The organism is Tenacibaculum tangerinum (genome assembly GCF_029853675.1).
GTDB lineage: Bacteria > Bacteroidota > Bacteroidia > Flavobacteriales > Flavobacteriaceae > Polaribacter > Polaribacter tangerinum_A.
In genome coordinates, this window is record NZ_CP122539.1 from 3,373,838 (window position 1) to 3,389,968 (window position 16,131).

The 16,131-nt window shown below is 34.0% G+C and carries 10 protein-coding genes; 3 read left to right on the forward strand and 7 right to left on the reverse strand.

Annotation, left to right across the window (positions count from 1 at the left end):
* Positions 1 to 65 precede the first annotated feature (65 nt).
* The gene (locus tag P8625_RS15240; protein WP_279651289.1) at positions 66 to 1,418 is read left to right on the forward strand and encodes a UDP-N-acetylmuramate--L-alanine ligase; all 1,353 of its coding nucleotides are present in this window, start codon (positions 66 to 68) and stop codon (positions 1,416 to 1,418) included.
* Here P8625_RS15240 and P8625_RS15245 read toward each other — a convergent pair.
* The 7 genes from P8625_RS15245 to trkA all read right to left on the reverse strand — a co-directional run bounded on the left by P8625_RS15245 (position 1,402) and on the right by trkA (position 14,527).
* Entirely contained in the window at positions 1,402 to 3,609 is a 2,208-nt protein-coding gene (locus P8625_RS15245; protein ID WP_279651290.1) for a nucleotidyltransferase family protein, read from the reverse strand. The two genes, P8625_RS15240 and P8625_RS15245, sit on opposite strands and share 17 nt — an antisense overlap.
* Positions 3,610 to 3,728: 119 nt before the next feature.
* Positions 3,729 to 6,584: a lamin tail domain-containing protein gene (locus P8625_RS15250; protein WP_279651291.1), complete on the reverse strand. Its 2,856-nt coding sequence runs from the start codon at positions 6,582 to 6,584 to the stop codon at positions 3,729 to 3,731.
* A gap of 756 nt (positions 6,585 to 7,340) precedes the next feature.
* Entirely contained in the window at positions 7,341 to 7,520 is a 180-nt protein-coding gene (locus tag P8625_RS15255) for a hypothetical protein (RefSeq protein ID WP_279651292.1), read from the reverse strand.
* Between the two features lie 21 nt (positions 7,521 to 7,541).
* On the reverse strand, positions 7,542 to 10,547 hold the full coding sequence (locus tag P8625_RS15260; protein ID WP_279651293.1) for a T9SS type A sorting domain-containing protein: 3,006 nt from the start codon (positions 10,545 to 10,547) through the stop codon (positions 7,542 to 7,544).
* A gap of 142 nt (positions 10,548 to 10,689) precedes the next feature.
* Positions 10,690 to 11,265 (reverse strand): phage tail protein, encoded by a 576-nt coding sequence (locus P8625_RS15265; protein WP_279651294.1) that lies wholly within the window; start codon positions 11,263 to 11,265, stop codon positions 10,690 to 10,692.
* A gap of 416 nt (positions 11,266 to 11,681) precedes the next feature.
* On the reverse strand, positions 11,682 to 13,181 hold the full coding sequence (locus P8625_RS15270; RefSeq protein ID WP_279651295.1) for a TrkH family potassium uptake protein: 1,500 nt from the start codon (positions 13,179 to 13,181) through the stop codon (positions 11,682 to 11,684).
* Positions 13,181 to 14,527, reverse strand: a complete 1,347-nt coding sequence (trkA, locus tag P8625_RS15275; RefSeq protein ID WP_279651296.1) for a Trk system potassium transporter TrkA — start codon at positions 14,525 to 14,527, stop codon at positions 13,181 to 13,183. Before trkA ends, P8625_RS15270 begins: the two co-directional genes overlap by 1 nt.
* Before the next feature lie 90 nt (positions 14,528 to 14,617).
* Here trkA and radC point away from each other — a divergent pair, with 90 nt between their 5' ends.
* Both radC and P8625_RS15285 read left to right on the forward strand, forming a co-directional pair.
* Positions 14,618 to 15,304 carry a RadC family protein gene (radC, locus tag P8625_RS15280; protein WP_279651297.1) on the forward strand — a complete coding sequence of 229 codons (687 nt, stop codon included), beginning with the start codon at positions 14,618 to 14,620 and terminating at the stop codon, positions 15,302 to 15,304.
* 32 nt (positions 15,305 to 15,336) lie between these two features.
* On the forward strand, positions 15,337 to 16,062 hold the full coding sequence (locus tag P8625_RS15285; RefSeq protein ID WP_279651298.1) for a DUF7033 domain-containing protein: 726 nt from the start codon (positions 15,337 to 15,339) through the stop codon (positions 16,060 to 16,062).
* Positions 16,063 to 16,131 lie beyond the last annotated feature (69 nt).

Genomic DNA, 16,131 nt, shown 5'->3' on the forward strand with positions numbered 1-16,131 from the left:
TAAAGATACTTAAAATTCTCGCTTGGTTTTGTATTTTTGATGCCTATATCTCAGATAACAGCACAATGAAAATTCACTTTATAGCCATCGGCGGTAGCGCAATGCATAACTTAGCAATCGCATTACAACAAAAAGGATACCAAGTAACAGGAAGTGATGACACGATTCACGATCCGTCTAAAACTCGATTAGCGAATAAAAACTTGTTGCCCGATGCCTTTGGTTGGTTTCCAGAAAAAATAACAACCGATTTAGATGCTGTAATTTTAGGAATGCATGCTAAAAAAGACAATCCTGAATTGTTAAAAGCACAAGAGTTAGGTGTTACAATTTATTCATATCCTGAATTTTTGTACAAACAGTCTAAAGACAAAACTCGTGTGGTTATAGGGGGTTCTCATGGAAAAACAACCATTACGTCTATGATTTTACATGTGCTGAATTACCACGATATGCAGGTAGATTATATGGTAGGAGCACAGCTAGAAGGTTTTGATACGATGGTGCATCTTACTAATGACAATGAATTTATGGTTTTAGAAGGAGACGAGTATTTGAGTTCTCCGATAGATATGCGTCCGAAGTTTCATTTGTATCAACCCAATATTGCCTTATTGAGTGGAATTGCTTGGGATCATATCAATGTGTTTCCAACGTTTGAAAATTATGTTGAGCAGTTTTCAATTTTTACTGATTCTTTGACAAATGGGGGTATTATGGTATATAATGAAGAAGATAAGGTACTGAAAGAGATTGTGGAAAAATCAAATCACCCGATAAAGAAGTATCCCTACAAAACACCTACTTATTTTATTGATAATGGAATTACTTACTTAGAAACTCCTGAAGGTGATTTACCATTGGAAATTTTTGGAGAACATAATTTGCAAAACTTAGCAGGAGCTAAATGGATTTGCCAGCACATGGGGGTTGATGAAGATGCCTTTTATGAGGCAATAGCTAGTTTTAAAGGAGCTAGCAAACGTTTAGAAAAGATAGCTGAAAATTCGTCATCAGTAGTGTTTAAAGATTTTGCGCATTCACCTTCAAAAGTAGCTGCGACGACGGTAGCGGTTAAAAATCAGTATTCAAATAGAAGGTTACTAACATGTTTAGAGTTACATACCTATTCGAGTTTAAATGCTGATTTTTTATCAGAATACAAAGGAGCTTTAGACAAAGCAGATATAGCGGTGGTGTTTTATTCTCCGCATGCGGTAAAAATAAAGCAATTAGAAGCCGTCTCAAAAGCACAAATAGCCGAGGCATTTGAACATGATGATTTGATTATTTACACCAATCCGCAAGAATTCAAAGAGTTTTTATTTAGTCAACACCTTGAAAATACGGTTTTATTACTGATGAGCTCTGGTAATTATGGAGGCTTAGATTTTGATGAGGTTAAAGGGTTAATTTAAGTTTTTTTAAACCAAGTTGAATTAATTTTTGACGTATCCATTCTCTATCTGATATTCTTTTGAATAACCAAGTTCTTATTTCTTTGTTTGAGAAAGCTTTAGAAATGATGTTGATTCTTTTTTGTAAAAAAAGCTTCTTTCTAGTAATTGTTTTTTTAGATGGTTTTATCAGTCCTTTATTAAACAAAGTAATAGCTTTTGAACTATGTCTATCAGTTTTGAATGTAACAGTTTCAGAGTTTAAAGTAAATCTTGTGATGGCTAAAAAATTATTTAAAGGAATAAATAGTTTATTGTAATTGCTAATAGCTTCTAAGGGATTCACTTTTTTTGAAAGTAAAAAAACATCATAAGCATTTCTCAGAGATATGTTATTATAGAACTGTCCATCATCATTTATTTGCTTAGCAATGATAGATAAACTAAGTTGATTTTGGTAACTTAAAAAATTAATAGAATCGCTGTGAATTGAATCTTTTGATACAAACTCATAATTAAACTCGTCTGCATATTTTTCGATCAAAAGTTCTTTGTGTATTTCTACAGCAGCTATTTTTTCTTTCTTTTGAAGTCTAGGATGGTGCTTGAAAGAAGGAAAATCATATTCAGATTCAATAACTTTTACATAGTTATTATCATTTAAAATTTGAATTGTAGGCTGGTATTCTTCTTGAGAAACAATAAAATCGATATCACCTACCATACGTTCGGCAATATCCTCATAGAGTCCTTCTAATAAATTACCAGTTCCTTTTAGAAAAACAGGAGTGATGTTGTTAGAGCGCAATAGTTCATTAATTTCTTTGGCTTGCTCAATAATCTGTTGATTGCGTTCTCTGTTTAAATCGGTAATATGTTTCATATACTCAACTAAATCTGTAGGCAGATAGGCTAAAAAATTCACACGTTTGAAGTTGCAGTACAGAGCAGGAAAAACATAATGAGCGGTACTAAGTTTTACAACCGCATCCCAATCTACTAAATTAGCTTTTATTTTTTCTTCAACCAATACGCGATTGTGTATTTCGTGAGTAATTGTTAAACATTTTCCAACAAATAGCAGGGTCTCTTTATAATTCATCTGTGAAGATTTTTTTACCGTTGTAATCATTTTTTCATTATCAGAATAGGTCAGCTGATAACAGGGTAGCTTATCGAACCAATCTAAGAAAATTTCGGCATTTTCTCGGCTAGGTGATAACCAAGAATCGGGTACCAATTGTTGGAAGGCATGGAGCTTTGATATTTTATCAATTTTTAAATCGGAATCGGGTTCATACTTTATAAATAGCAACGCTTTACACGGATTTTGCTGTGAAAAGTTGTTGGTGTTTGGAGGTAAGAATCGAACAATTTTATTCAGGTTTTTAAAATTGTATTCTTTGGCTGTTTCAAGGTTAGGGTAAAAGGGGAGCAAGGTTTTAATGCTGTTTTTCTTAATAGAAATAGCGGCAGGAAAGCTATATATCTTTTTATTTGTAGCATCAATAGGAACAAAATCATCAGCCAAACAGGTAAAACCATTGGCTTGTAATAGTGCCAAAGAAGTACTTTTCCCGTTACCAGAATCACCCAAACATAAAATAGCATTGGTACCATTACTCACTGCCGAGGCATGGAAAACTCCCATCCATTCATCTTCACTTTTATGATGTATTTTTTGCACTAATTCCATAGAAAACTTTCCTTGAAAATAATGTGTTTCTTTCAAATTCCACGTTCCGATTATTACTCCATCAACCGTAAAAGAAATAGCATTAGCATTACTATATACTTCAAAATGATGGTGTGTTTTAGTGCTTTTTTCAACTTCTAAATGTGCAAATTTTGGATGTATTAAAAAAGCTTCTTTGCCTGTAGCATAACTCACTTTGAATACGATGTTATTAACAACGTAATATTTAATAATTTCAAAATTATTGGGTTTGTCTATTGAAGTTGATTCAGAGATTGATCGGTTGTTAGATGATATCAGTAAGGTTTCAATATCAGTAACAAGATTAGCAGCTTGTTGATAAGGAATGTTAACTTGATTAAATAAATGTGTAATTATTTCTTGTTTGTTTGTCTTATTATGTAATAGCAAAAGGATTTCTGCTACCAATGGTTCAACAATAATGTATTGATTAGTGTCTTCAAACCAAACAATACTTTTGCCTTCAATATCTCGTCTGATAATTTTAGTCTTCATAAGACTTTAAAGTTAAAAAACCTCGATAGAATTATTGAGTTTTTTTAGTAGAAATATTCAACAATTTTTAAAATTTAGTTTTTAATTTTAGAAGTTTGTTTTTTGGCTTTCTTAGTTACTTATTTTAAGATAACTTTTTTAGAAACTTCTCCTAAAATAGAGTTTAATTTAACGATATACACTCCAGTAGCTAGTTTTGGTAAGCTAATTGTGCTTACACCGTTTGAGTTTACTGTGGTATGTAAAACTTCTTTACCTAAAACAGAGTAAATGCGAACCTTCGCATTTACTTGTAGTCCTACAATAGTAATTTCATTAGTCGTCGTACTGTACATACTAATATTTTGTAAAGAAGGAGCTACGTTGCCTGTAGGTTGTTTAGCACTAGTGTGTAAGTAAAATTGTCCTAAGTTACCTGTGTTGTTTGTAGGAGTAACCGTATAAGTTTCTTCTGATAAGTTTGTAAACACGTTGTTGCTTCTATCTTCTAAATACACCTGTAAGTTTTCGGGTAAATTTTTAGTATGTACAGAAAAAGTTACTTCTTCACCACTTTTTGCCTTTATTCCTACAGGAATAACCATACTTTCAAAATTGGTATTTGGTAAGGTTTGAATAGCTAATTGCTCTCCTTTATTATCGGTTAGTAATTCTGTAAATACAGCTAATTTAGAAGAGTCTTCTCCAAACATTTTCGAATCATAACTTTTATCGTATCCCGTAGTTTTTCCTGAAATATAAAAAACTTTGGTAGCTCTTTTTATATCGTTATTATCAACAAATAATTCAATTGAAGGATTGGGTTCTTGTCGCATGAACGTGTCAGCATTTTGATGACTTTGATTAGCAGAAGAGAATGTAACGCTATTGCTTGCAGCAGCTTCTACAAAGAATGCTTGTCCTGGTGCAATTTCTATAGGGTCTGCTGCATTTTTGGTAATGTATTGTGTACCGTCCCATAACCATATAGTTTCACTCGTAAGTAGTGATGTATTAGCTGAGGTAAAACTAGCAGAGTTGATATAGGCTGTATAAGGATTACCAAGTAAATTATAATTCGTTCTATCACCTGTGTTGACAGCTATACTAACATTAGTAGTATTTGCCGTACCTGTAAATGAAAGCTCTCCAGGAGTAGCAAATTTAACCGAATATCCTCTTCCTTTATCTAAAATTCCAGTACTACCACTTTGTACATACAACCACGCAGGACCAGTAATATTACTATAAGGAGCAAGTCCTAAATTACCTCCAGCTCCAGAAGCTAGGGTATGGTTGGTAATCATATCTTCCATGGTTTCACCCGAAGCAGGAGAAGAAACTAAATACCAGTTGGTTGTAGGTAAATTACGTTTATAGGTAACAGTACCAGTAACTGTACTTTGTGGTAAAAAGGAAGCCCCACTATGAATGGTTAAGGAGTTGAACGTTATTGCTGATGAAGCAGTAGGGTAATTTGTCACATTGTTTGGAATAACAATATCACTTGTTGTTAAGGGCAATGTATTGTCTATCCAGTTGGTAGCCGTTTCCCAGTTACTATCTGTAATTCCAGTCCATTTTACTGTTGATGAAAAAGGAGTGTTGTTGGTATTATCTCTACCAGGGGAAAATAATACAGGATTTGATGTTATTGTTGAATGTTGTACAAAAGAACCCGTAAGGTCGTCATTTCTCGCAATGGATTGATTATTTCCAGCAGATGAGCTGTATGTTTCTGTTAAAATGATGCTACCAGAGTTATTTTTAATAATAACAGCATCACCACCATTGTTAAGTCCTAACAGCCCTGAGGAAGCTACTTGAACTAAACCAGGTATAGTTATGGGGTTACCTCCTCCAAAAACAACAATCGCTTCATTAGCAGGTAAAATGGTTCCGTTAGCGAAACGATGTCTATCACTAACAGCATCTGCCAATACCCAGTTAGATAGGTCGATGTCAATACCACTGCTATTATATATTTCAACAAATTCATCTTGAGAGGTATTAACAGTTCCATCTCCATTGGCATCTCCATTATTAGCATCAGGGTCTGCATTTATTTCATTAATAACAATCGGTATATCATCATCGTAAATTGTAATGCTATGCTGCTGAATGGTAATATTAGCAGTACCCGAAGTTACTGTTATATCTAAAACAATCGTTTCACTTTCAAAATCTGTATCGCTATGAATGGCTAAAGAGACATTTTGAGTGCCATTACCAGTAAAAGTTAAAGAAGAGGTGTTTAATGTATAATCGTTTGTCTCGGCTGTACTCGAACCATTTACAGAAATACCTATGGTTACATCGGAAGAATAATTAGAAAAAGTTATAGGAATTAATTTATTAAAAGTAGTATTTGTTTCATTTTCTGAACTCGAAGCAGCGTCAAATCCAACTGAGGGATTTGCAGTTTCAGAAACAGTAAAAGAGGCAATACTATAGCCATTTCCGTCACCATTTTCATTAAACTCAAAACCTACTTGTATCGTGTTATTGGTAGCAACATCTAGGTTATAGATGTTATAATTGACGGGGTCGCCATTAACAGTCGATTCAACTGTTGTTTCAACTCTCGTTCCTCCATCGAGAATGTAAAAATACGTAAAAGAATCATCGTTGGCTCCGATGTTTGTTCCAATAGCAGAAATACTAATTACCGAAATAGCAGAAATGTCAATAGATTGACTCGTAAATATACCCTGTCCACCCCAGTCATCAGATATTAGAGCACCATCATTTACTTTAAAAGAGTTCGTTGTACCATCTGTAGCAGGTGTAGTGCTATATGATACAAACCATTGGTTTGTGGTTGCCCCGAAAGGTCCAATGCTTATAGGACCCGCAGCAGGAGGATTTGACGTCGTATGGTCGGCAAATCCATCTCCATTGTTTGAAAAGTCAGCATTGTAAATTTCTTGAGCGAAGAGTCCTTTCGCAGTGAAAAGCACCATCAAAAGCACTATTGAATAGTAGTCATTTTTCATTTTGAATTTTTTTGGTGTACAAAATACAAAAAAAAGTGCTTGATTTAAAGTTTTTATATTGCATTAATGTTATGTAGTACGATTTATGTTTTATTATTTCGCATTTATATACATTGTCTCTTCGAGTAAAATTAGTTGAATGAAATAGAAATAATTTTGTATCAAGAGGTGATAGCATGGTTCTCGATAGCTCTGCTGAGCCTAGTAGAAGTACAATCTTTAATTGATTATCATTCTTAAAAATCACTATCATTGATATCTTTTCTCAACGACTTATATTTTACATAGAATACTCTTTTTTTCTTTTTCCATTCATGAAAACTTTTCAACTACGCTCAGAATAAAACAAGACAAAAAATCTAGTCTTAACCAACCTACACTCAAAAATAATCATCCTCGAACCTAAATTAAAATAGCTCTCTATCGCTCAAATAGATTTGAATTTTAACGGTTCTTGTGGTGTTATTTTTGGCTTGTCTGCATACGACGAGGTGCTTTTTAGTAATCTAGTTAATCAAAATTAATTTTGCCTTTCAAAAATAATTCTATAGCTGTTTTTGCATTTGCTTGACATTTTTTGTCTGTTATCTCGAATTGACAGTAAACGAAAAAAATGATTCGTAAATGGTATTAGATAAAAGCAAGTGCCTTGAAAAGTAAAATGGGAGATCATTTTTTTTAGAAGTTATTTTCTGAAACAATAAAAAAGCACTGTTTTAAAGAAACAGTGCTTTTTGTTAATAAAATAATTTATGCCTAAAAGTCTTTACCTGGGGTTTCAGGGCTTTGTGCTTGTGCTTTTTTAGGATTTAGAATCATGTATGTACCTAAGGCAGTTAATGCGGCATATTTACCGTAGCTACCTATTTTTTTAAGCGCTTCTTTACGAGTAATATCGTTGGTACTTCCGTCTGTGTTTTTTATATTTTTTTTCATGACTTATCAGTTTTTAGGTACTTATTTTAAAATCACTTTTTTAGAAATCTCTCCTAGCTCAGAATTTAACTTAACAATATACACTCCAGTAGCTACCTTTGGTAAGCTAATTGTGCTTACACCGTTTGAGTTTACTGTGGTATGTAAAACTTCTTTACCTAAAACAGAGTAGATGCCAACCTTCGCATTTCCTTGTAGTCCTACAATAGTAATTTCATTAGTCGTCGTACTGTACATACTAATATTTTCTAAAGAAGGAGCTACGTTGCCTGTAGGTTGTTTAGCACTGGTGTGTAAGTAAAATTGTCCTAAGTTACCTGTGTTGCTTGTAGGAGTAACCGTATAAGTTTCTTCTGATAAGTTTGTAAACACGTTGTTGCTTCTATCTTCTAAATACACCTGTAAGTTTTCGGGTAAATTTTTAGTATGTACAGAAAAAGTTACTTCTTCACCACTTTTTGCCTTTATTCCTACAGGAATAACCATACTTTCAAAATTGGTATTTGGTAAGGTTTGAATAGCTAATTGCTCTCCTTTATTATCGGTTAGTAATTCTGTAAATACAGCTAATTTAGAAGAGTCTTCTCCAAACATTTTCGAATCATAACTTCTATCGTATCCCGTAGTTTTTCCTGAAATATAAAAAACTTTGGTAGCTCTTTTTATATCGTTATTATCAACCAATAATTCAATTGAAGGATTGGGTTCTTGTCGCATGAACGTGTCAGCATTTTGATGACTTTGATTAGCAGAAGAGAATGTAACGTTATTGTTTGCAGCAGCTTCTACAAAGAATGCTTGTCCTGGTGCAATTTCTATAGGGTCTGCCGCATTTTTGGTAATGTATTGCGTACCGTCCCATAACCAAATAGTTTCACTCGTAAGTAGTGATGTATTAGCTGAGGTAAAACTAGCAGAGTTGATATAGGCTGTATAAGGATTACCAACTAAATTATAATTTGTTCTACTACCTGTACTGATTGCTTTATTAACATTACTAGTATTTGCCGTACCAGTAAATGAAAGCTCTCCAGGAGTTGCTAATTTAACCGAATATCCTCCTCCTTCAGCTAAAATTCCAGTACTACTACTTTGTACATACAACCATGCAGGACCAGTAATATTACTATAAGGAGCGAGTCCTAAATTACCTCCAACTCCAGTAGCTAGGGTATGGTTGGCAATAATATCTTGTAGGGTTTCACCCGAAACAGGAGAAGAAACTAAATACCAGTTGGTTGTAGGTAAATTTCGTTTATAAGTTACGGTACCTGTTACGGTGCTTTGTGGTACAAAAGAAGCCCCACTATTTAGTGTTAGTGTATTAAAAGTTACTGCTGATGTAGCCGTTGGATAATTCATTAACCCAGCAGGAATAACAATATCTGCATTGGTTGGTGGAACGATATTCGGGTTCCAGTTAGAAGCCGTATGCCAATCGTTGTTAGCAGCCCCTAACCAAGTAACGGTTTGTATACCCACTAAAACATTGCTAGTATTACCCACGTTGTTTAATGTTAGGTTCGCATCGTTTAAAGCAGCATCTTTTAAAGTACCGCCATTTAAACCTAACAAAGCAACTTCGATACCGTTGGTGTCTGAGTCACCAGTTTGTACGGTATAACTAAAAAGTAACGTACTGGTTCCACTGCCACTTTGGTATAATGCTTGACGCGGAGTAGTTCCAATACCAATATCTATTTTAGGCGTTCCACCTGTGGTATTCACAGTTATATTTTCGTCAAAGCTAACGGTAAAATCTAAGTTTTGACCTGTAAGGTAATTACCGTTGGCGGGTACGTTAACACTTGTTACAGTAGGCGCAACAGCGTCTACTAAAACAGCAGCTGTAGAAGCTATACTGTTCAAAGTTAGGTTGGCATCTTTTCCTCCAGCATCTTTTATAGTACCTCCTTCGGTACTTAATGCAATAACGTCAATACCGTCGGTATCTGAATCGCCAGCTTGTACGGTATATCTAAAAACTAAAGCATTGGTTTCGCTTCCACTAAAGTAATCTGCTAAACGTATAGTACTTCCAATAGTGATGGCTATTATAGGCGTTCCGCCTGTGGTATTTACAGTTATATTTTCGTTATATTCAACCGTGAAATCTAAATTTTGTCCTGCCACATAGGTCCCATTAGCGGGAGCACTCATATTACTACTTACTGGTGCAACAGCATTTGAAATTACAGTAGTGGTGTTGTCTGTAGCCGTATCGGTACCATCACTTACCTCTACTGTAAACGTAGTGGTTTCTGAAGTAGCTGATCTGTTATTAGTAGGATTAAAAGATAAAGCTCTTAGCGTTGTTTGTAAATTGGCAGGAGTAGTGCTTGCAATTGTATAAGGACCAGTACCCGAAAGACCCGTACCTGTGAGTACTCCTTTTGTATTATCGTCTAACGTAATGATTGCAGATAAATTATCTGCATCAGCATCTGTGGTAGTAATGTTTGAAAAAGGAGTAATGGTACTGTTATCATTTACCGTTTGACCAGCAGTTGTTGCGGCTATTACAGGAGCTGTGTTTGGAGCAGCAAGAGTAATATTATCTAGCGCAAACGATTCAACTGATAGAGTACTAGTGATTGTCAAAGAAGTGACATTGGTCCAATTTAAATTAACTGTCTTTCCAGTACTTGCTGAAATTGGCTCTGACACAGGAGAATTACTTCCTCCTGTTGGTGTGAAAGTCCATGTGGATCCACCAGCGCCATCAGCATCGAACCCAAATACACTTTCTAAATTTACAGCTTGGGAAAAAGATACCGTCATTGAAGAGTCTTCGTTTGCAGTAGGATTAAAAACAATAATACCTGAAGAACCAGCAAAACCTCCAACGGCTATTATATCAATGTTTCCTGATGAATTAGTAACCGTTGCAGTTATACCATTAACAACTTGAGTAATATTAGCACCATTATCAGTTGCTGTTTCCCAATCAAAAATTGTTTGGGAACTTAACTGTTGAGCAGAAAAAAGAAGAAATAATCCACTCAATAAAAAAGTAATTTTTTTCATAATAGAATATGATTAAAGTTTAATTATTGTTTATGTAACTTAGAGACAGTAAAAATGTAAAAGAACAACATTCATTGCTTACAATGAATACCCTCTAAAATTTAATAAGACAGTCCAATTTTGAACTGCCTTATTCTTTTATTTAATCCCTTGAAGGAAAAACACCAAACAAAGCAATAATATAATTAACCGCTAAATAGGGTTGCATGTTATTATGAGCTAAATTACCACCGTTGTTTAATACATTGGTGTTGGAGGGTATACTTTGACCATTTACAGTATTGTTGGGAGGACCAAAACTTTTAACCTTTTGAGATGTTATTCCAGAAGGATAATTAGATACAGCGGGTACATCGCCTGCCGCAGGAGTTTCGTTAACTGCATTATCAGTACTAAGTGTTAAATGGCTTGAGCTAGCTTGTACAGAGTGATTATGACTAGGCATCTCATTAATATTCAAGATGTGCGTTTCTTGCCCACCTCTTTGTCCTAAACGATAAAGACTTAAACCAGGGCCCCTTCTAGGTCCTATAGGAGCTCTACCACGTAAGTCGGGTAAAGCAAAAGTAGTTCTTCCGTCTCCACCATAGGTAGTTCCTAAAATTGAAAATAGTGCAGTATTTTGAGAAATGGCTAATAATTGTCCGTCGCAAAATGCCCAACCTCTTGGAGCAAAATTCCCTCCGAATAACGTAATTTGACCTACAAATGGATCCATAAATAAAAAGTTTTAGTAGTTAATATTTGACTTCAACAAGGTAGTAAAAAAAACAATATGACAAAATGATGTTAAAATGATGTTAAAATTATTGCTTTAGATACTCTTTGTGTTGAAAATTAATTGTTTTCTTATTTTCAAATGTAACGAAAAAGAGTTGCATTTTAACTTAAATAGGTGTGAGTGCGCTTTAAAAAGACTTGAGCGTTTTTTTTTTAGGTATAAAGAGTTACTTAAACATTTTATAGAGTTTTAAGTTTTAAATTATGAATTATGAATTATGAATTATGAATTTTAAATTATGAATTATGAATTATGAATTATGAATTGTGAATTGTGAATTGTGAGTTTTATGTGAATAGATACTACTACAATTTTAAAAAACAGAAAAGGTGTATAGAAGTTACGTATACTTTTTAATTTTTTCTCCAAAAGAAAGGAGTTAATAGAATTAATACTGTAAACAATTCTAAACGACCAATAAGCATTAAAAAAGAACAAAACCATTTTGCTCCTATTGATAAATGATTAAAATTGTCTACAGGACTCACACTGCCTATAGCGGGTCCAATATTACCTAGCGAAGAGGCACAGGCGCCTAAAGCAGATTGTATATCTAAACCTAAAAGACCTAAAACTACTGAACCCAAAATAAAAATAAACATGTATAGTATGAAGAAAGATAAGATATTAAAAACAATGGTTTGACTTACTGCTTTGCCGTCATACCTAACGGGAATAATAGCATTGGGATGTAGCGTTTTTTTAAATTCTAAAAAGCTATTTTTTAGCATGATAATATGGCGTACTATTTTTACTCCACCAGAAGTCGATCCTGCCGAACCCCCTAAGAAAAATAAAGAAAAGAAAATAGCGGTTACAAAAAAGCTCCACATCGTAAAATCGGCAGTTACAAATCCAGTAGTTGTAATTACAGATATTACAGAAAATAAAGAATGTCTTATAGCACTTTCTACTTTTCCCCAAACTTCTGGATGGTTTATGCTGCTTTGTAAATTAGGGTCTTGAAAGAAGATAATCATCAGAGCAACTATGGCAGAAATTCCAATAATTCCGAAGAAATAATACTTAAATTCTTCGCTTTGCATTACTTTTCTAACTTTTCCTTTTAGGGCAAAGTAAGTAAGTACAAAATTGGTTCCTGCGATGAACATAAAAAATATAATGATGTACTGAATTAACGGAGATCCGTTCCAATGTGCAACACTGGCATTTTTTGTAGAAAAACCACCTGTGCTTACAGTCGCCATAGCATGGTTAATGGCATCGAACCAAGTCATACCCGCTACTTTTAGCAGTAAGAACTCAACGGCTGTTAACAGTACGTAAATTAGCCACAAGCGTTTTGCCGTGTCGGTAATTCTTGGGTGTAATTTATCTGCTGAAGGCCCTGGTGCTTCGGCCATAAAAAGCTGCATTCCTCCGATACCTAGCAAAGGTAAAATAGCAATGGTAAGTACAATAATTCCCATACCGCCAATCCAGTGTGTACAGCTACGCCAGAATAAGATTCCCTTCGGCATAGATTCAATATCGGTTAAAATGGAAGATCCTGTGGTTGAGTAGCCAGAAATGGTTTCAAAAAAGGCATTGGTAATATTTGGGATAGATCCTGTAAGTAAATAGGGGAGCATCCCAGTAAAAGACAAAGTAAGCCAGCCGAGGGTAACTATAAGATATCCTTCTTTTTTATAAATATTTTTATGTACAGGCTTGTTAAAAAAGTACAGTAAAGTACCAATGGCTATGGTAATAATTCCAGCATTTAAAATTCCTAACTTCGCAGATTCGTCATAATAAAAGCTAAAAGGTAAGGCAAGCCACATGAATAAGCCATTTAGAATGGCTGTTATTCCTAAAAAACGATATACTAACTTACTATTAAGATTTTCCATTATTTGAATAAATCTTCTACGGTATTAATGGCTTCGGGTAAACAAAATACAATAGCCTTATCGCCACTTTGTAACTGAAAGTCGCCATAAGACATTAGTGCTTCTCCATCTCTAATTACCCCGCCAATAATTGCTTCTCTAGGAAAGCGTAATTCCCTGATTATTTTTCGGGTTACTTTGGCTCCTGGGTTTACTTCAAATTCATATACTTCAGCATCTACATTATGTAAATTAGCCAAGGCAACGATTTCACCTTTTCTAATATGTTTAAAAATATTGCTTGCAGCAATTAATTTTTTATTGATAAGCGTATCGATACCAATGGTTTGAGAAATATTGATATAGTCCATATTCTCAACCAGAGCTACTGTTTTCTTTACTCCTTTCGATTTTGCTACCAAGCAAGACATGATATTGGTTTCAGAATCACCAGTAACAGCTACGAAAGCATCCATTTCTCGAATATTTTCTTCTTCGAGAAGTTCTAAATCTCTTCCGTCACCATAAATAACCAATGTATTTCGAAGGTCTTCGGCAAGTTGTAAGGCTTTGTCTTTATCTTTTTCAATAAGTTTTACTTTAAAATTATCTTTACAAAGTTTTCTAGCAGTTTTTCTTCCAACACGACTTCCTCCTAAAATCATTACGTTAGTGATGTCTACATACTCTTTCCCTATAATTGGGTACAATTTATCGATACTGTATTTTGGTACTGAAAAATATACCTGATCGTTAATTTTATATTCGGTTTCTCCTCTCGGAATAATCGTTTGCGAGGTTCCTTCACGTTTTATAGCTATGGTAATAAAATCAACCAAAGAGTATTTTTCCTTTGCTTCTCTAACGGTTAGATCGAGAATGGGAGATTTATATCCGAGTGTGGTTCCCATAACGTTAAAAATACCATTTTCAAAGGCAACGGTATCGTTAAAAGAAGATTGGTTGAGTAACGATTTAATTTCTTCAGCAGCTAACTCTTCTGGAGAAATCATAAAATCTACTCCGTAATCTTTAAAATTGATACAGGGATTGTCTAAAAATTCAGGATTGCTAATTCGCGCAATGGTTTTCTTAACTCCTAAGGCTTTTCCAATAACAGATACCGTAAAATTTGTATTTGGACTCTCGGTTACGGCAAGTAATAAATCTGCTGAACTGATGCCTATTTCTTTCAAGAGCTTTATTGAGGTAGCATCACCTTTCTTAGTTATAACATCTAAATGGTTGTGTAGATATTCTAATTTTTCGCCATCAACGTCAATCACATAGGTATCTTGTGATTCGTAAGAAAGGAGTTTAGCCAAATGAAAACCAACGTCTCCAGCCCCGGCTATAATAATCTTCATATTAAAAATTAAAAAAGATAGGATGCAAAGATACTGTGCTTCTTTTGTTTGTGCAAAAAATGCTTTATATTTATAAATTAAAAAAAAGCTATGAAAAAAATTCCTATAAAATCGTGGGCATTAGATGATAGGCCTAGAGAAAAACTACTTTTTAAAGGTAAAACTGCGTTGTCTGATGCAGAACTGGTGGCAATTTTAATCGGTTCAGGAAACAGACAAGAAAGTGCTGTAGCCTTAGCGAAGCGTATTTTATTATCGGTAAATAACGATTTGAATACGCTAGCCAAACTATCGGTAGAAGAATTAATGAGATTTAAAGGCATCGGAGAGGCTAAGGCAATAGCCATTATCACAGCTTTAGAATTTGGTAAAAGAAGGCAGTTTGAAGAGCGAATGAGTATTTCTAAAATTAGAAGTTCTACCGATGTCGCAAAAATTATGCAACCACTTATAGGTGATTTAGCGCATGAAGAGTTTTGGGCATTGTATCTTAATAATTCAAATAAAGTATTGGCAAAATACCAATTAAGTAAAGGAGGTTTTACGGCAACACTAGTAGATGTAAGACTCTTGTTTAAAAGGGCATTAGAACTATCGGCAATAGGTGTTGTCGTTTGTCATAATCATCCTTCAGGAAAATTATTGGCAAGCACATCTGACATAGAACTTACTAAGAAAATTAAACAAGCAGCAATCACCTTAGATATAAAACTGCTAGATCATTTAATAATTACTGAAAAAGCGTATTTTAGCTTTGCAGATGAAGGAATTTTATAGTCGTTTTAAGCTCGACTAGTATAAACTGTTTTATGATACTTATTTACACCCATAAAGTTACTCCTAGAGTACGTTATATTTTTAAACATATTTTTACTCGAATATTACAGATTACTATTAATTTTACTAGTAAAATAGAAGAGTTTGTAGCGTATAACGGGCCTAAGTTTTCATATACCAATGTGCCGTTGGGAAAAGAATTTTTTATTCAAAGTAATGAGTTGCTTTTTCAACAAGGAGTTAAAGACGTAGAAATAACCATTCAAAAGTGGGATGGAGTTCCCTGTTTTTTTGCAACTATAGAAGCCTCTGAAATTCCATTTGATATTTTTGCGGCTAGTTTTTTCTTAATCTCAAGGTATGAAGAATACATGCCTCATATAAAAGACAAACACGGTAGGTTTGCTGCTACCAACAGTATTGCATATCAAAATGGATTTTTAGAAAAACCCTTAGTAGATGTTTGGGCATTTAAGTTTTTAGAAACTTTACAACAAAAGTTTCCTGATTTTGATTGCCCACAGCGGAACTATCAATACATATCTACCATAGATGTAGATAACGCTTATGCTTATAAGTACAAAAGTTTTGTAAGAACTATTGGAGGTTTTTTAAAAGATGCCTCTCAATTTAAAATTTTTACGATGTGGGATCGTTTTGCGGTGTTGTTCAACTTTAAAAAAGATCCTTTTGATACATTTCAAAAAGCAATAGAGTTACAAAAAGCATACAAAATAAAAACTATTTTCTTTTTTTAATTGGTGATTATACCACTTTTGATACCAACGTATCTGCTTCAAAAACGAAGTTTAAATTACTTATAAAAG